The organism is Streptosporangium sp. NPDC048047 (assembly GCF_040653115.1).
Taxonomy (GTDB): domain Bacteria; phylum Actinomycetota; class Actinomycetes; order Streptosporangiales; family Streptosporangiaceae; genus Streptosporangium.
Genome location: NZ_JBEZNH010000002.1, coordinates 88,915 through 104,767 on the forward strand (window position 1 = coordinate 88,915; position 15,853 = coordinate 104,767).

At 71.1% G+C, this 15,853-nt stretch carries 19 protein-coding genes; 8 read left to right on the plus strand and 11 right to left on the minus strand.

Features of this window, described 5'->3' with window-relative positions; translation table 11 throughout:
* Positions 1 to 51 precede the first annotated feature (51 nt).
* The 4 genes from AB0D67_RS02170 to AB0D67_RS02185 all read left to right on the plus strand — a co-directional run bounded on the left by AB0D67_RS02170 (position 52) and on the right by AB0D67_RS02185 (position 4,161).
* Positions 52 to 1,137, plus strand: coding sequence for an S-(hydroxymethyl)mycothiol dehydrogenase (locus AB0D67_RS02170; protein WP_362928918.1), 1,086 nt, complete (start codon positions 52 to 54; stop codon positions 1,135 to 1,137).
* Positions 1,134 to 1,772, plus strand: coding sequence for an MBL fold metallo-hydrolase (locus AB0D67_RS02175; RefSeq protein WP_362928920.1), 639 nt, complete (start codon positions 1,134 to 1,136; stop codon positions 1,770 to 1,772). Before AB0D67_RS02170 ends, AB0D67_RS02175 begins: the two co-directional genes overlap by 4 nt.
* A 442-nt stretch (positions 1,773 to 2,214) precedes the next feature.
* On the plus strand, positions 2,215 to 2,883 hold the full coding sequence (locus AB0D67_RS02180) for a response regulator transcription factor (RefSeq protein WP_012888073.1): 669 nt from the start codon (positions 2,215 to 2,217) through the stop codon (positions 2,881 to 2,883).
* A 3-nt stretch (positions 2,884 to 2,886) separates the two neighbouring features.
* Positions 2,887 to 4,161, plus strand: coding sequence for an ATP-binding protein (locus AB0D67_RS02185; protein WP_362928922.1), 1,275 nt, complete (start codon positions 2,887 to 2,889; stop codon positions 4,159 to 4,161).
* Here the strand turns inward: AB0D67_RS02185 and AB0D67_RS02190 are convergent.
* On the minus strand, positions 4,145 to 4,624 hold the full coding sequence (locus tag AB0D67_RS02190) for a GtrA family protein (protein WP_362928924.1): 480 nt from the start codon (positions 4,622 to 4,624) through the stop codon (positions 4,145 to 4,147). The two genes, AB0D67_RS02185 and AB0D67_RS02190, sit on opposite strands and share 17 nt — an antisense overlap.
* 330 nt (positions 4,625 to 4,954) lie before the next feature.
* Between AB0D67_RS02190 and AB0D67_RS02195 the strand changes: the two genes are divergently transcribed.
* The 3 genes from AB0D67_RS02195 (at position 4,955) to AB0D67_RS02205 (ending at position 7,125) form a co-directional block, all read left to right on the plus strand.
* The gene (locus tag AB0D67_RS02195; protein ID WP_362928926.1) at positions 4,955 to 6,112 is read left to right on the plus strand and encodes a 5-(carboxyamino)imidazole ribonucleotide synthase; all 1,158 of its coding nucleotides are present in this window, start codon (positions 4,955 to 4,957) and stop codon (positions 6,110 to 6,112) included.
* A 171-nt stretch (positions 6,113 to 6,283) separates the two neighbouring features.
* The gene (gene purE / locus AB0D67_RS02200; RefSeq protein ID WP_362928929.1) at positions 6,284 to 6,787 is read left to right on the plus strand and encodes a 5-(carboxyamino)imidazole ribonucleotide mutase; all 504 of its coding nucleotides are present in this window, start codon (positions 6,284 to 6,286) and stop codon (positions 6,785 to 6,787) included.
* A 203-nt stretch (positions 6,788 to 6,990) separates the two neighbouring features.
* Positions 6,991 to 7,125 carry a hypothetical protein gene (locus AB0D67_RS02205; protein WP_362928931.1) on the plus strand — a complete coding sequence of 45 codons (135 nt, stop codon included), beginning with the start codon at positions 6,991 to 6,993 and terminating at the stop codon, positions 7,123 to 7,125.
* A 2-nt stretch (positions 7,126 to 7,127) separates the two neighbouring features.
* Here the strand turns inward: AB0D67_RS02205 and AB0D67_RS02210 are convergent, their stop codons facing one another.
* The 8 genes from AB0D67_RS02210 to AB0D67_RS02245 all read right to left on the minus strand — a co-directional run bounded on the left by AB0D67_RS02210 (position 7,128) and on the right by AB0D67_RS02245 (position 12,292).
* A complete protein-coding gene (locus tag AB0D67_RS02210) occupies positions 7,128 to 7,496 on the minus strand; it encodes a hypothetical protein (protein ID WP_362928933.1) in 369 nt (122 codons plus the stop codon).
* Between the two features lie 13 nt (positions 7,497 to 7,509).
* Complete coding sequence (locus tag AB0D67_RS02215) at positions 7,510 to 8,031, minus strand: ADP-ribosyltransferase (protein ID WP_362928935.1); 522 nt, start codon at positions 8,029 to 8,031, stop codon at positions 7,510 to 7,512.
* 28 nt (positions 8,032 to 8,059) lie between these two features.
* The gene (locus AB0D67_RS02220; RefSeq protein ID WP_362928937.1) at positions 8,060 to 8,938 is read right to left on the minus strand and encodes an NUDIX hydrolase; all 879 of its coding nucleotides are present in this window, start codon (positions 8,936 to 8,938) and stop codon (positions 8,060 to 8,062) included.
* Positions 8,820 to 10,685, minus strand: a complete 1,866-nt coding sequence (locus AB0D67_RS02225; protein WP_362928939.1) for a hypothetical protein — start codon at positions 10,683 to 10,685, stop codon at positions 8,820 to 8,822. The genes AB0D67_RS02220 and AB0D67_RS02225 overlap by 119 nt, the downstream gene beginning before the upstream one ends.
* A 6-nt stretch (positions 10,686 to 10,691) precedes the next feature.
* Positions 10,692 to 11,051, minus strand: a complete 360-nt coding sequence (locus AB0D67_RS02230; protein WP_362928941.1) for a hypothetical protein — start codon at positions 11,049 to 11,051, stop codon at positions 10,692 to 10,694.
* Positions 11,048 to 11,452 (minus strand): YbaB/EbfC family nucleoid-associated protein, encoded by a 405-nt coding sequence (locus AB0D67_RS02235; RefSeq protein WP_362928943.1) that lies wholly within the window; start codon positions 11,450 to 11,452, stop codon positions 11,048 to 11,050. The genes AB0D67_RS02230 and AB0D67_RS02235 overlap by 4 nt, the downstream gene beginning before the upstream one ends.
* 274 nt (positions 11,453 to 11,726) lie before the next feature.
* The gene (locus tag AB0D67_RS02240) at positions 11,727 to 11,888 is read right to left on the minus strand and encodes a hypothetical protein (protein ID WP_362928945.1); all 162 of its coding nucleotides are present in this window, start codon (positions 11,886 to 11,888) and stop codon (positions 11,727 to 11,729) included.
* A 38-nt stretch (positions 11,889 to 11,926) separates the two neighbouring features.
* Positions 11,927 to 12,292, minus strand: a complete 366-nt coding sequence (locus tag AB0D67_RS02245) for a hypothetical protein (RefSeq protein WP_362928947.1) — start codon at positions 12,290 to 12,292, stop codon at positions 11,927 to 11,929.
* 602 nt (positions 12,293 to 12,894) lie between these two features.
* Here AB0D67_RS02245 and AB0D67_RS02250 point away from each other — a divergent pair.
* Entirely contained in the window at positions 12,895 to 13,128 is a 234-nt protein-coding gene (locus AB0D67_RS02250; protein WP_362928949.1) for a DUF397 domain-containing protein, read from the plus strand.
* 87 nt (positions 13,129 to 13,215) lie between these two features.
* Here the strand turns inward: AB0D67_RS02250 and AB0D67_RS02255 are convergent, their stop codons facing one another.
* Together AB0D67_RS02255 and AB0D67_RS02260 are read right to left on the minus strand one after the other, a co-directional pair.
* A complete protein-coding gene (locus AB0D67_RS02255) occupies positions 13,216 to 14,034 on the minus strand; it encodes an alpha/beta hydrolase (RefSeq protein WP_362928951.1) in 819 nt (272 codons plus the stop codon).
* Positions 14,035 to 14,535: 501 nt separating this feature from the next.
* The gene (locus AB0D67_RS02260; protein WP_362928953.1) at positions 14,536 to 15,804 is read right to left on the minus strand and encodes a hypothetical protein; all 1,269 of its coding nucleotides are present in this window, start codon (positions 15,802 to 15,804) and stop codon (positions 14,536 to 14,538) included.
* Positions 15,805 to 15,853: the final 49 nt, after the last annotated feature.

Sequence of the window (15,853 nt, forward strand, 5' to 3'; positions counted from 1 at the left end):
GTGGGCGCCGACCGACGACCGGTACGAGCTCGAAGATCTGAGGTGCATGACATGCCGTACACCGTGCAAGGCGTGGTCGCGCGGGCGAAGGGTGAGCCCGTCTCGCTGGAGACGATCCACGTCCCCGACCCCGGCCCCGGCGAGGCGGTGGTGAACGTCCAGGCGTGCGGCGTCTGCCACACCGACCTCCACTACCGGGAGGGCGGGATCAACGACGAGTTCCCGTTCCTGCTCGGCCACGAGGCCGCCGGGGTGGTCGAGGCGGTCGGCGAGGGCGTCACCGAGGTGGCCCCCGGCGACTACGTGATCCTCAACTGGCGGGCGGTCTGCGGTGAGTGCCGCGCCTGCCGGCGGGGCCGTCCGTGGTACTGCTTCAACACCCACAACGCCGCCCAGCGGATGACGCTGGAGGACGGCACGCCCCTCGCCCCGGCCCTCGGCATCGGCGCGTTCGTCGAGAAGACCCTGGTCGCGGCGGGCCAGTGCACCAAGGTGGACCGGCAGGCGCCCGCGACCGCGGCCGGTCTGCTGGGCTGCGGCGTGATGGCGGGCATCGGCGCCGCGATCAACACCGGCGCGGTGACCCGCGGCGACAGTGTGGCCGTCATCGGCTGCGGCGGCGTGGGCGACGCCGCCGTCCACGGCGCCCGGCTGGCGGGCGCGACGAGGATCATCGCGGTGGACGTCGACGACCGCAAGCTCGGCTGGGCGAAGGAGTTCGGCGCCACCCACACGGTCAACTCCCGCGACGCCGACCCGGTGGAGGCCATCCGCGAGCTCACCGGCGGCAACGGCGCCGACGTGGTGATCGAGGCGGTCGGCCGCCCGGAGACCTACCGCCAGGCGTTCTACGCCCGCGACCTGGCCGGGACCGTCGTGCTGGTCGGCGTGCCCACCCCGGAGATGAGGATCGAGCTGCCGCTGCTGGACGTCTTCGGGCGCGGCGGCGCGCTGAAGTCGTCGTGGTACGGCGACTGCCTGCCCAGCCGCGACTTCCCCATGCTCATCGACCTCTACCTCCAGGGCCGGCTCGACCTCGACCGGTTCGTCTCCGAGACGATCGGCCTCGGGGACGTCGAGGAGGCGTTCGCCAAGATGCACCGCGGCGAGGTCCTGCGCTCGGTGGTGGTCCTGTGAGCGCCGGAGAGGACTCCGCGGTCGGCAGGGTCGTCACCTCGGGGACGTTCTCGCTGGACGGCGGCACCTGGGAGGTCGACAACAACGTCTGGCTGGTCGGCTCGGGCGACGAGGTCGTCGTCATCGACGCGGCGCACGACGCCGACTCCATCGCCGAGGCGGTCGGCGACCGCCAGGTCCGGGCGATCGTCTGCACCCACGGGCACGACGACCACGTCGGCGCGGCCCCAGCCCTCGCCGCGCGGACCGGCGCCCCGGTCATGCTCCACCCGGCCGACCAGGTCCTGTGGGACATGGTCCACCCCGGCACGCCGTACACGCCGCTCGCGGACGGGCAGGTGATCTCGGCCGGCGGGGTCGAGCTGCACGTCATGCACACGCCGGGTCACGCGCCCGGCGCGGTCTGCCTGTACGCCCCCGCGCTCGGGACGGTCTTCACCGGCGACACGCTGTTCCGGGGCGGGCCGGGGGCGACGGGCCGGTCGTTCTCGTCGTTCGAGACGATCATCGAGTCGATCCGCGGGCGGCTGTTGACCCTGCCGCCGGAGACGGTCGTGCGCACGGGGCACGGCGACTCCACCACGATCGGCGAGGAGGCTCCGCACCTTTCGGAGTGGCTGGCCCGGGGACACTGAGCCCGCCGGCCGGTTCGCCCGGCGTCTCCCCGGCGGGGGCCGGCCGGCTCGGGGGCTCGGGGGTTCGGGGACTCTGGGTCGCCGGGCCGTCCGGTGCGGGTACGCCGGGGCGCCGGGGCGCCGGGGCGCCGGGCCGTCGGGGCGTCCGGTGCGGGCCCGTGGCGGCACGGACCCTTTTGTGTTGATCGCTTTGTGTTGATCGCCGGGACACGCCTGTTGTATCCCTTACGAAGTGATTTACGGGTTCTGTTATCCGGGTCATTGGGAAGACTGCCCTTTCAAGGTTCTTCCGATGCGGGAGCCGTACCGCGCGGCCTCGGGGCGTTGCGGCGTGACTATCCGGGATTTATCAGTGTTTGCCCAGGTCAATGGATAGGTCAATGACGAGTCAAACCGCGCGCTGTACCGGGGAAACGATCCCCTAAGGTCATACGATCGCGTTATGACCTGTGTACTTCTCGCCGAGGATGACACCTCGATCTCCGAACCGCTCGCGCGTGCGCTGCGCCGCGAGGGTTACCAAGTCGAGGTGAGCCCCGACGGCCCGCAGGCCCTGGAACGGGCGCTGTCGGGTGGCATCGACTTGATAGTTCTTGACCTGGGCCTGCCCGAGATGGACGGCCTCGAGGTCGCCAGGCGCATCCGCGCGGAGGGGCACGGCACGCCCGTGCTCATCCTCACCGCCCGCGTCGACGAGGTCGACACCGTGGTCGGCCTCGACGCCGGAGCCGACGACTACGTCACCAAACCCTTCCGCCTCGCCGAGCTCCTCGCCCGGGTGCGCGCCCTGCTGCGGCGCGGCACATCCGAGACGCCCGTCGTGCAGGGCGTCCGCATCGACGCCGACTCCCGTCGCGCGTGGATGGGCGACAAGGAGCTCCACCTCACGACCAAGGAGTTCGACCTGCTCCGGGTCCTCGTCCGGGACGCCGGAAAGGTGGTCACCCGGGAGCAGATCATGCGCGAGGTGTGGGACACCAACTGGTGGGGCTCCACCAAGACCCTGGACATGCACATATCGTGGCTGCGCCGCAAGCTCGGCGACGACGCCGCCAAGCCTCGGTACATCACGACCGTCCGGGGGGTCGGCTTCCGCTTCGAGCGAGAGTAGGGGATGCGCCGCCGGCTCCTCTCCTCAACCCTGCTCGTCGCGGTCATCGCGGTGCTGCTGCTCGGCATCCCGCTCGGCGTGGCCGTGAACCGGCTGATCGAGGAAGAGGCGACCCAGGGCCTCGTCTCGCAGGCCAAGAGCCTGCTGAACGAGGTCGAGTACGCCCGGCTGCAGGACCAGCCCATCGATTCCGTGCAGCTGGCGCGCAAGTATCCCGACCGGTACATCCAGATCTACGTCAAGGGCACGCCGCCGCAGGTGACGACGGTGGGCACCGAGCCCTCGGACAGTCGCAAGATGACCGAGGACGCCCAGTCGGAGAACGGGGTGTACGTCGCGGTCACCCGGGACCGCACCGCGGTGGCGCGGGAGGTCCGGGCGTGGCTGCTGCTCATCCTCGGGCTGGCCACCGCCGCGCTCGCGGTGGCGGTCGGGCTCGCCATCGTGCAGTCGCGACGGCTGACGCTTCCGCTCAGCGACCTGGCGATGATCGCTGAGCGGCTCGGCTCGGGCGACGCCCGGCCGAGCAAGCACCGTTACGGGATCCAGGAGCTCGACCGGGTGGCCGAGGTGCTCGACCGCAGCGCCACCCGCATCTCCGACCTGCTGGCCAGGGAACGCGAGTTCGCCACCGACGCCTCCCACCAGCTCCGCACCCCGCTCACCGGCCTGACGATGCGTCTGGAGGAGATCGTCGCCGCCGCGCACGACCCCTCGGTCGTCAAGGAGGAGGGCGAGGCCGCGATCGTGCAGGCCGAGCGGCTCACCGCCGTGATCGACGAACTGCTCGCCGCGGCCCGGCGGCAGCGGCACGCCCAGGCCGAGGCCGTCAAACTCGACCGGATACTGGAGCAGCAGCTCACCGAGTGGGGTCCGGCGTTCCGCCGCATGGGACGGGACATCCGGCTGGGGGGCACGCGCGGCCTGCGCCCGCTGGCCACCAGCGGCGGCATCAGTCAGGTGATCTCCACGCTGCTGGAGAACTCGCTGCGGCACGGCGACGGCACGGTGACGGTGACCACCGGTGAGAAGGACACCTCCGTCGTGGTCGAGGTGGCCGACGAGGGGACGGGCATCGCCGACGACCTCGCCGGCCGGGTGTTCGAGCGGAACGTCAGCGGCAAGGGCGGCACCGGCCTCGGGCTGACCCTGGCCCGCGCGCTGGCCGCCGCCGACGGCGGCCGCCTGGAGCTCGTACGGCCCCGCCCCGCGGTGTTCGCGCTGTTCCTGCGCAAGGCCGAGACGGGGAGGAACCGGGTGGTCAGCGGGCCCGCGTGACGTCGTCGGGCAGTTCCTTCGGCACCTCTTCGGTGGCGGCGAGGAAGACCCACTTCCGGTAGGACCAGAAGCGGAACATCGTGCCCATGCCGATGCCGACGAGGTTGGCGAGGTTCGTGCTCAGCGGGTCGGTCAGCTTCAGCGTGTAGTAGGTGAAGCCCAGGCAGAGCAGGCCGATCAGCAGGGCGACGCCGTTGAGCAGGAAGAACAGGAAGTACTCGCGGGCCAGGCCGCTCTGCTCGTGGTGGCGGTAGGTCCAGTAGCGGTTGCCGAAATAGGCGAAGGTGGTCGCCACGGTCGTGGAGACCACCTTGGAGGTCAGCGGGCCCTGGTGCAGGCCGTACTGGACGAAGTTCAGGATGCCGACGTCGATGACGAAGGCGATCCCCCCGATGGTCCCGAACTTCGCCAGTTCCTTCACCAGGTCGGCGAACCGCAGGTAGGCGCGTCGTAGAAACTCCACGTCTCTGCCTGGTCCTTTCGGTCGGCTGAGGACCCGCCGCTCGGGGACCCCGGATACTTGCGCTGTCAGGGTACCGGGATACCTTCCCGTTCCGCGTCCCGGTGGATCGGTGGGGATGTCAGCGGTCAGTTAACAGCATTCCACGAAATGTATGGATGAGTCGGATAAATCCGTCAACATCACGTTACGCTGATTGGGCGGAAAAAGCCGCTGGGCGGCCGTGCCTCGCCAGGCGACCCGGAACGGTCGCCCAGCCTCCCCGCGCCGCCTGGTCCTCCGGATCCGGGGCTCGCGGCGGCCGGCCGTACCGGGCCGGTAAACTCGACCGACGTGAGCAGCCCTTCCTCCGCACGTTCCCTCGGCCCCGTCGTCGGCATGATCGGTGCCGGTCAGCTGGCCCGGATGACACAGCAGGCGGCGATCGCCCTCGGGGTGGAGCTGCGGGTGCTGGCCGCCGCTCCTGGCGAGAGCGCCGCCCGGGTGATCTCCGACGTGCGCCTGGGCGACTACCGCGAGCTGGCGGACCTCCGCGACTTCGCCAAGGGGTGCGACGCCGTCACCTTCGACCACGAGCACGTCCCCACCGAGCACGTCCGCGCGCTGGCCGCCGACGGCTTCGCCGTGCACCCCGGCGCCGACGCGCTGGTGCACGCCCAGGACAAGGCCGTGATGCGCGAGCGGCTGACCACGATCGGCGCTCCCTGCCCGCCCTGGCGGCGGATCGAGACCGCCGCCGACGTCGAGGCGTTCGCCGCCGAGCACGGCTGGCCGGTCGTGCTGAAGGCGGTCCGCGGCGGCTACGACGGCCGCGGCGTCTGGGTCTGCCGGTCCGCCGGGGAGGCCGCCGAGGTGCTGGCCTCCGGGGTGTCGCTGATGGCGGAGGCGTTCGTGCCGTTCGAGCGCGAGCTGGCCGTCCTCGTCGCCCGGTCCCCGCACGGCCAGGGCGTCAGCTACCCGGTCGTGGAGACCGTCCAGCAGGACGGCATCTGCGTGGAGGTGCTCGCCCCCGCGCCCGGCCTCGACCCCGAGCAGGCCGCCGTGGCCCAGCGGATCGCCCTGAAGATCGCCCACGAGCTGGGCGTGACCGGGCTGCTGGCCGTCGAGATGTTCGCCACCTCCTCGGGTCTCGTGGTGAACGAGCTGGCCATGCGCCCGCACAACAGCGGCCACTGGACCATCGACGGCGCCCGCACCTCCCAGTTCGAGCAGCACCTGCGCGCCGTGCTCGACCTCCCCCTCGGCTCGCCCTCGATGGCGGCCCCCGTCGTGGTGATGGCCAACCTCCTGGGCGGCGACGACCCGGACGTCTTCTCCCGCTACGAGCACGTGATGGCCCACGACCCGGGGATCAAGGTCCACTTCTACGGCAAGGAGGTACGGCCCGGCCGCAAGATCGGCCATGTCACGGCCCTCGGCGCCGACCTCGACGAGGTCCGGGCCAGGGCCAGGCACGCCGCCGTCTACCTCTCCGAGGGCGTCTACACCTGAGCTCTCTCCCGAGGGCGTCCGCACCCGGGCCGCCCGCCGCGGGGCCCGCTTCCGCACCGGGAGCGTCCGTGGCGCGGTCCCGGCGCCGGCGGACCACGGGGCCACGGGGCCACGGGAACGCAAGACCACAGATCACGAGAACACGAGATCACGACATCGCGAGGAGAAGGCATGGCCGACGTCGGCATCGTCATGGGCAGCGACTCCGACTGGCCGGTGATGAAGGCCGCCGCCGAGGCGCTGGCCGAGTTCGGGGTGGCGTTCGAGGCCGACGTGGTCTCCGCGCACCGCATGCCCGAGGAGATGATCTCCTACGGCTCGGAGGCCGCCGGGCGCGGCCTGAAGGTGATCATCGCGGGCGCCGGGGGAGCCGCACACCTGCCCGGGATGCTCGCCTCGGTCACCCCCCTGCCGGTGATCGGCGTCCCGGTCCCGTTGAAGTACCTCGACGGCATGGACTCCCTGCTGTCGATCGTCCAGATGCCCGCCGGGGTGCCGGTGGCGACCGTCGCCATCGGCGGCGCCCGCAACGCGGGGCTGCTGGCCGTACGGATCCTCGCCGCCGCCGACGAGGAGCTGCGGGCCAGGATGGAGGCGTTCCAGGTGGCGCTGAAGGAGCAGGCCCACGCCAAGGGCGCCAGGCTCCGCGCGGAGGCCGCGGACCTCGGGGCCTGAGCGGCTTCGAGGCGGGCGGCGCCGGACCGTCCCGGGCTGCCCTGGACCGCACCGGGCCGAGCGGCTTCGAGACGGGAGAACCGGCCTGCGTCAAGATCGGAAGGCCGAAAAATGCCCATTATGGTGCAGATGTAGTGATATATCAGTGGCATAGGGGATAGCCGACCGCATCCAGGGAAGAAGCAGACCTCCACGCTATGGAGGTGAGAATGATGCGGAACGCGATACGCGCCATCCTCGGGCTCACCGTGGCCGTGACGGCGGTCTTCGGAAGCCTGGGAGCGGGGGACGATCACCAGAACACCGGTGCGGAGAAGCAGTCCGTGTCCACCCGCTGACCTCAGCCGGCGGCCAGCTCCTCCAGCGCCCGCAGGCTGGGCAGTTCCTGCTCCGCGTCCGGCGGGATCCGGCCCGCGCGCGGGTCCTCCTCCTGCCCGGCCCAGTGGCGCAGCGCCTGAAGCGGGGTGAGCCCGTTGGCCTTGGCCCAGCGCAGCCGCTGCACCCACGACACGGCCGCGTTGAAGCCGGCGTCGCCGCCGTCCTCGCGGGCCACGTACTGAGCCGCGTCGTCGGCGGTCGCCGCCCACAGGTAACCCACCACCGCGTCGCCGAGAACGACCGGGGAGAAGCGCACGGCCGACTCGGTCGTGCGCGCGAAGCTCTCAGGCGCCCAGACGGTCCTGAACTCCGGTTGGTCCTGCAATGACATCCGCTGTCCCTCCTCAGCCGCCGTCGTCCGGCAGCACCCAGCCGTAGATGTGCCATTGATCGTCCCGCTTTACCACGTCCTCCGCGAACCACGCCCGGCCATTGCCGAGCAGCAGTTCGTTCTCACTCCCGTGCTTGCTGATGGCCTTGACATATAGGGCCGGAGTGCCTTCCGGTACCCGCAGATGCAGGATGACCGGGTGGTAGTCCCAGACCGCTGCCTTCCCGATGTTCGTCGACATGAACGCCGGATCCCGCTGGACGGTGCCCGGCAACTCGTGGATGGGCACGGAGAAGAGGTCCGGGGCCATGTGCAGTGCGCGGAAGACATCGATCGTATCGGGCACCATGCGCAGGTTGGTGGCCTCGTTCAGCCGCTCGATGTGCGAGATCGCCTGGGCGCGCCGTTCCTCGGGAGACATGCCCGTGTGATCCGGGTTCTTCTCGAAGAACGCGCTGTCCCGCAGGTATCCGTTGATGGGCCTGTATCCGGAGCCGGTGTAGGTCTCGACCGACTGCCGGACGCCCTCCGGCATGGCCTTGACGGTGCCACCCCAGACCGCGTCACCGAACGACGTGTCGACCAGGCGCGCACCGAACGGCGCGTCCAGCGTGACGTGGGGGGGGCGGCCCGACGTAGAAGAGCCCCGATCCCCAGCTCCTGAGCGTCTCACCGAATGCCTTCGACGCCTCCGCGCTGAGCCCCTTGAGCGGAAGCACCGAGCCGTCGGGCAGGGCTGCGCGGACGTGACCGGGCGGCGTCGCCCCGAAGTCCACCGGTGGCGTGACGTGAACGGATCCGGACGTGGGGGTGTAGGAACCCGTGGCCAGGAACAGACTCGGGTGGCCGGTCTTCCCATCCGGGACGGCGCCGACCGGATCACTCGTGACCTTGCCCGCCTGCCCGCCTGCCTTCGTGTGCCCGTCCACGGCGGCGGTATTCGTATGCCCGTCCGTGGTGACGGTGTTCGTGGGTCCGTCCGCCGCGGCGGTCTGGGTGTGCCCGTCCGCGACGGCGGTCTTCGGCGCCGCATCGGCCGCCGTGCTCACGGCGGTCCCCGGCTGGTCGTACAGCGCGAGCACGTCGGGCAAGGCGTTCTTGAAAGCGGGGTGAAGCCGCCCTTCGTTCGCCAGCTCGGCCAGCTCTGGCAGCGTGAACCATTTCGCGTCGACGGTCTCGTACCCGTCGATCTTCGGTGAGAACATCTCCCCCTCGGCGGCGAGGTTGGTGTACGTCCACCCGCCTGACCCCTCGAAGACGTGCGACCCGGTGAGTTTGAGCGTGTCCAGATACGCCTGGTTGACGCCCAGCTCCTCGCTCAGCTCACGGGCGGCGCCCTGGGGGGGCGGTCTCCTTGCTGTCCAGGGCTCCGCCGGGCAACTGCCACTTGCCGACGTGCGGGGAGACGGAGCCCATCTGCACGAGGAGATAGCGCGGCACACCGTGCTCGTCCACGTTCTTGATCAGGACACCGGCGGCCCCGTACTTCCCCCACACTCCATGGCCGATGTAACCGTCACCGGACAGCCCGGGATCGGCGAGTATCTGGAACGGGGATGCCGGCTCCCTCGCCGCCGACGAGTGAGTGGTCGCCGCCGGGGCCGTCGTCTCCGAGGAGTGAGCGGACGCTCCTCCATGGGCGCCCGAATCGGCCCCGCCCTCCGGCCGGTGCAGCAACGCGTCGATCTGGGAGGTGTGAAGGGAGGAGGGGACGCCCGGGTGGGTCCCGGTTCCGGGGACGTGCGGCGCGACGGTCCCCTGCGCAGCGGAATGGAAGGCTGGTGGCAGGTGGCCGGGCGAGCCGTTCCCGCCCGTCCAGTTCACCTTGAGACCGGCGGCGGCTCCGACGATCGGCCCGTTGACGGGTCCGACGCCGGGTTTGGACGCGGCCGGGGCGTCACCGGCGTGGGGTCCGTTGATCAGCGAGTCGATGGAGGACGTGGGAACGACATCGGGTTTCGGAACCGGTTGACCGGTGCCACTCAGCGTGGTGTGCGTCGTAGCAGGTCCATCGGCGTACTGCCCCGCCGGGTGCCCGGTCTGGTGAGCCGTCTGCTGTCCGGTCTGCTGGGCCGCGTGGTGTCCCGCCTGCTGGGTCGTCGTGCCGTCCGGCCACCCGGCCTTGCCCGGCACGGACGACGCCGGGTCGGCGGTCAGGTGGGAACCGGTGTGGTCGGCGCCCTGCTTGACCGCGGACAGCGGCGCCCCCTCGCTCATGCCTGACTTGCCGAACACACCCGGCCCGTAGCCGTCGCTCACCGGGGGCGTGAACGGGTCGGGCCCCTTACCCGGAACGTGACCGGGCGAGGCGTCGGGACCGCCGTGGCCTCCTCCCCAGCCTCCCCGGCCTCCCGCGGGTCCGTCGCCGATCGGGTGCGCGCCCTGGCCCCAGCTCGCCCAGTGCGCGTCGGCGCCGCCCAGCGCGCCGGACGTCACCCCCTTCATGATCATTTCCCAGTCGATCGGCTCGCCGCTGAACAGCATGGGGGCCGCCGTGGTCGCACCGCTGGCCAGAGCCGACCTGCCCATCAGACCCCACATGGACCTGGTGGGGAAGAAACCGGTGAAGGCGGTCAGGAAGCCGCCCATCAGCGCGCCCATGCCCGCCGACGTCCCGATCTGGGCCCAGTCGAGATGGTCGCGCCGTGACTGTGACGCCTGCACCGCCAGGTCCATGCCGCCCATCAGCCCCCCGAACAGACCCGCGTTGATGAGCAGCTTTTTGCCGAGCTGCGCGATCGTCAGCCTGGCGAGCTGCACACGGGGTCCGATCATGGCGAGGGACACGCTTCCCCACGGTCCCACCGCGGCCACGAGCAGCCAGCCGATCTGGAAGATGAGGAACCAGACGGAGACCTCGATCATCCGTTTGGTGTACTCGACCTGCACGCCCATCTCGTTGAACTCGAGCGCTCCCTTGACCAGCTGGTCGACGAGATCCACCAGAACCGGATCGGCGTACCTCCGCACGTACTCGAGGTGCTCTTTCAGCGCGTCGCCGTCCCAGCCGTCGCCCCAGCCCATCGGGGGAACCAGCCCCTCCATCCGGGCGACGTTCTTCGCGGAGGCGGCGCAGGCGTCGGCCAGCCGGTAACACCCCGACTCGTCGCCTTCCGGCCAGTCCATGCCCACGGCCCAGCCCACATACGGCTTGGCCCAGTCAGGAACCAGGAACCCGTCGAATCCCAAGGCCGGTCACCAATCCGTCGCAGACTCTGCCGATTCGTACGTCGAGGCGTTGGACCGCAGTCCGTCGCGGATGAGCTCCGCCTTCATGATGGCGGTGTTGAAGGCACCGAAGATGGCTTCATTGATCGTGTACAGGTTCTTCTCCAGGGCCGCGCCGTACTGGTCGCTGCCCAGGGGGTTGCCCTCCCGGAAGAACACGTCGGACAGGAGGACGCGCTCGTCGTCCAGTTGCAGCGCACTGTCGTCGGCCCACAGCGATCGGTTCCGGAGCTCTTCCCACTCGGCCCGGTACCCGTCCGAACCTGTTCCTCCGCTTCCGGACAGTCCTGTCTCGCTCCCGTAGCCGTCGTCGGGGCCGGTGGTCACCCGTTCGCTCCTTCTTCGAACTGCCGGAGGTCGACCGGCTGGGGCAGGAACGACTCCAGGCTCGCCTCCTCGCCGAAGATCTGCTCGTACGGCAGACCCGCCGGCAGGAACGGCTCCATCAGCTCCCTGGTGCGCTCCGCCGTCTGGGCCACGGCCGCCCCGATCTGCTCCATGATCGAATGTGACAGCTCCGACGGGGAGAGCTTCCGGTACACCCGGGGATCCAGTTCGATGTCCTGAATCTGCCCCCGTGGCCCCACTGTCACCGTGACCATCTGGTCGTCCGACTGCGCGGTCGCGGTGAGCTCGGCCAGTTCGCCGTACGCCTGACGCAGGCGCGCGGCCTGCCGGTTGTACTCATGCGCCATTTCTTTGATGGCCTGCGGAAATCCGTCGTTCACCGGTTCATCTCTCGTATCCGCTGCCGCCCCGTAACCTTGAATATTCCCGAGATGATAGACGTCTGTAGATCGGATTGGCAGATTTCGGCGGATCCTATGACGGAATTCCGCCGTCCGGAGCCGGTCCCGCAGCCGAGCCTGAACGGTCACCGGGCGCTTGAGCGGCCACAACGCGATACGGGCCGGTGATCTCCGGGCCGCGTGGCGGCGGAGACGCGACCGGACGGCTCCGGCCGCTTCCCTCGACCGGACGTCCCTCGTTCTCCCGGTGTCCCTACCCGCCGAGGTCGCGCCGCCGGGCGGCATCGGCGACTTCGACCTCCGTCATCAGGGACAGCAACTCGCTCACCCGCCTCGCCTCGACGGGCCGGGGATCATCGATGATCCAGCAGGGGAACGCCCAGAACGAGCGGGCCCATCGGCGCCAGAGGACCACCCATCCGGGGCGGGCCGCCTCGTCAGGGTGGAGCCCGTCTACCTCGACCGCGGTGTCGAGGGACTGCTCTCGTCCCGCCGCTGCGCGGGCAGCGGGGGGTGGATCGCCGCGGCGGTGCTCGCCTCGCCTGCCGGCGCGGTCGGTTCTGTCCAGGACCATTGCTGCCACCAGCTTTCTTCGCGGGATGCGGCGCGGACCTCTTCGGTGAGGGCGCGCAGTTCGGGATCGGTCCTCACCGGCTGGGGAGGACGGCGGTAGGCCACGCGGACCTTTCCGAGCAGCCCCCGCCGTTCCAGGAACTCGGCCAGCGTCTCCAGGTCGCCCGCGGGACCGAGACCGTGCCCGGTCCCCGGGACGTCCGCCGCTCCCGGGTCGGCCGGGGCGTCGTCGGTGATGATGGTCATGATCTGCTCCGTGCGGAAAGGGATGGGCGTCGGGTTCGCGTGCCGCCGCCCGTCTCGGGGGCGCGTGGACGGGGCACGTCGCCGGGTGGGTCTCCGCTGGGTGGGGGACTCCATCGGGGACGGTCCGGCCGGACGGTGGTGGAGGGCGCCCGGCAGGACGCGTGGTGGTGACCCCGTTCCCTCCCTCCTCCGGTGAGGGAACGGAGCCACCGGCTTTCACCGGAAGGGGCGGCCGACGGTCGTCCGCGCCGTGCCCTCCCGGAGCGTGACCCGCGCCGCCGCCATCACCCGGAACCCGGCGGCGCGGGCGTTTCATGATCGGAAGGTGTGGTCAGCCGTTTCGGCCATGCCGCCGTCCTTCCGGTCGCTCGTCGAACTGCGCTTCACAGCGTGGCACGAGTCGGTTACTTTGCGTGAGAGATTGGCCGCAAAGCGTTCGGGTGTGATCCCGGCGGGCCGGCCCGGAACCGGTCGTTCCACCCGGCCCGGCGTACGGAGGATTCACCGCAAGCCGTTGCGGGGGAGGGGGGCGGCCCGGATACTGACCGGGATACCGAGGAGCGCCCGGACGGGCGCCGGGCCCACGGCGAAGGCGGTGCGACATGGAGGCGGATCTGAGCGGCGCCGTCTGGCGGAGGGCGACCTCCGGGGACGACGACGGCGAATGCGTCGAGGTGGCGGTGGTGGACTCCGCGGCCACCGGTCACAAGGCCGACCTCGGCCCCCTGTACGTGCTGCGCGACTCCAGGGACCCGGACGGGCCGAAGCTGTTCTTCACCCGCGCGGAGTGGGACGCCTTCGTGGGCGGCGTGAAGCTCGGCGAGTTCGACGACTGACGGAACGCCGAAAGGAGGGCCCCACCGAGGTGGGACCCTCCTGCCCTCCGCGAGTGCGGGTGACCCTCCGTACGGCCCGCCGCCCGGTCAGCCCTTGATCAGCTCCAGGATGTCGGCGTTGAGCTGGTCCTTGTGCGTCACGTACAGTCCGTGGCCCGCGGTCGGGTACTCCTTGTAGACGGCGTCCGGCATGAGCTCCGCCGTACGCCGGCCGGTGATCTCGACCAGCGCCGACTGGTCGGCGGTGCCGTGGACGATCAGCGTCGGGACGGTGATCCCGCGCAGCGCGTCCCGGTGGTCGGAGGAGAACGTCTCCCGCCAGACGGCGGTCGTGGCCCAGGGGGACGCGCTCAGGCACTGCCGCATCGTGAGGTCGATCAGCGCGGGGGAGACGTCGTTGCCCAGGTGGGTGGCGAAGAAGCCCTGCGCCCGGTCGGCGAACCACTTGGGCCGGTCCGTCTGGAACTGGGTGACCGTGGCCTCGCTCATCTCCTCGGGGACGCCGCCGGGATTGTCGTCGGTCAGCTTCAGGAACGGCAGGATCGCCGCGACGAACGCCACGCGCGCGACGCGGTCCTCGCCGTGCCGGGCCAGGTAGCGGGCGACCTCGCCGCCGCCGGCCGAGTGCCCCACCAGCGTGACCTCCCGCAGGTCGAGGTGCTCGATCAGGGCGGCGAGGTCGTCGGCCCGGGTGTCGATGTCGTATCCGGTCGAGGGGCGGTCGGAGCGGCCGTGGCCCCGGCGGTCGAGGAGCACGCATCGGTATCCCCGCTCGGCGAAGAACGGCACCTGGTACTCCCACATGTCGCTGTTCAGCACCCAGCTGGAGACGAACACGATCGGCGCGCCGGTGCCGTAGTCCTCATAGGCCAGGCGGGTGCCGTCGGCGGTCTCGAAGTACGGCATGTCGATCTCCTCACTGGCCGGGGCATCGGGGAACCGGCCGGGTTCTCGGGGGACGCGTTCGTTCCCGCTGACGGAACGCTCCGGGGGCGCGCTCGTCGCCGTCCGGAACCCTCCCGGGGCGATGTGCTCGTCCCCGTGGCTCAGAACGCTACGGAAGACCGGTATCCCGCCGAATCAGTCACGCATCGGCAATTCCCCCGCCGCCCTTCAGTCGGCCCCGCCCCTCCTCCGGCCGAACGACCCCCTGAGCGATCCGTACGGCCCCTCCGACCGGGCCCGTACGGCGAGCCGGAGGCGGCCTACGGCTTCGTGGACACCGTCCGGGGCGGTGGGGGCCGCTGTCCTCCTGGTACGAGTCCGAACCTCTCTTCTGGTGGGTCACCAGCGTCCTCTTCGGTGCGCCCCTGGGAGCCGTGGGCGCCTGCGCCAGGCGGACGCGCGGAGCCGGTGGCGTACGCGGGGCGGGCGTCGTGTCGGACCCGATGTCCGGGGCGCCCCGTGCTACGTCCGCAGATCGTTCGGCCCCTCGTCGACCCCGCAGCGTGTGAGGCGGCCGGCGATGTCAGCGGGGAGACCTCTCGTATCGCCGTGCGTCGTCAGCGCCATCCGCAGTGATCCGGCGTGCGTGACGACGCCGAGGATCCGTTCGTCGCGGACCTGCGTCGTCATCGTCGGGCCCCAGATCGCGACCGCGGACGGCGTGCCGGACTCGGAGATCCCCAGGTTGGTGATCTCCAGATCGGCGGAGGTGGCCGCGAGCATCGCCGCCTCCGCCTCCAGGGCGTCGGCGGGGCCGAGCGAGGCGAGCATGAGCGCCGCGTCGCGGGCGGCGTCGCGTGCCGCCCGCAGCTGCGCGGTCGCGTCCTTCGCGAGGGACCAGAGCGTGCCGTGCGCGGGCGCCCGCAGGACCACGGTCGTCGCCGTGAAGCGGTTCACCACGTCGTCATCGAGACCCAGCGCCGAGCGGAGGTCGATGGGAACGTTGATGCGGATGCTCTCGGCGCCGGTGCGCGCGGAGAGCACCTGTGCGGCGGCTGCGCAGAGCGCGCCCTGGACGGTCGACCCGTGGACACGGGCGGTCGAGCGGAGGTGCTCGGTCGCCGCGTGGTCGAGTTCGGCGACCTCGATGCTCGGCGCCGTGGCGTCGAACGGCCGGATCGTGGCGGCGGGCGGCTCCGCCGGAGCGTCCGGGGCGTGATCGACCGGCTCCGCCGGAGGGGCGGAGGCGTGATCGGCCGGCCGCTCCGCCTGGGGCAGGCGCTCCAGCAGGCTCTCCTGGTCGATGGGCACCGGCCGGGCCGGGAGCGTCCGCCCGTCGAGGATCGCGAGGAGGTCGTGTGCCGCGCGGAGCGCGCCGCGTCCGTCGGTGACCTGGTGGGAGAACGTCATGAGGACGGCGGTTCCGTGGTCACCGGAGGCGTCGCTCAGGAGCGTCGCGCGCGCCAGAGGGCACCCGCCGGCGTCGATGGGACGCGTCTGCTCCTGCGCCGCCGCCTCGCGCCAGTCGCCGCCGCGTACCTGCCGGACGGGGATGGGTTCGGCAGACCCCCGGAACACCGGGCGATCGCCGGTGCGGTCGATGCCGGCGGCGAGCAGCGGGTGCGTCTTCTGGAGGTGTGCGAGCGCGTCCTCCAGCCGCCGCGCCGAGACGGGCGACCCGAGTCCGACGGCGAGTGAGAACTGCACCGGGTTACGACCGATGTAGAGGTCGATGATGTGCTCGAACGCCCCCAGCGGGCGCATGGTCGGGTGTGCTTGAGAGGTGTGCATGCCGTCCTTCGTGTCGATGGGCGGGGACCGGGGCCCAGTACCCGGGCCC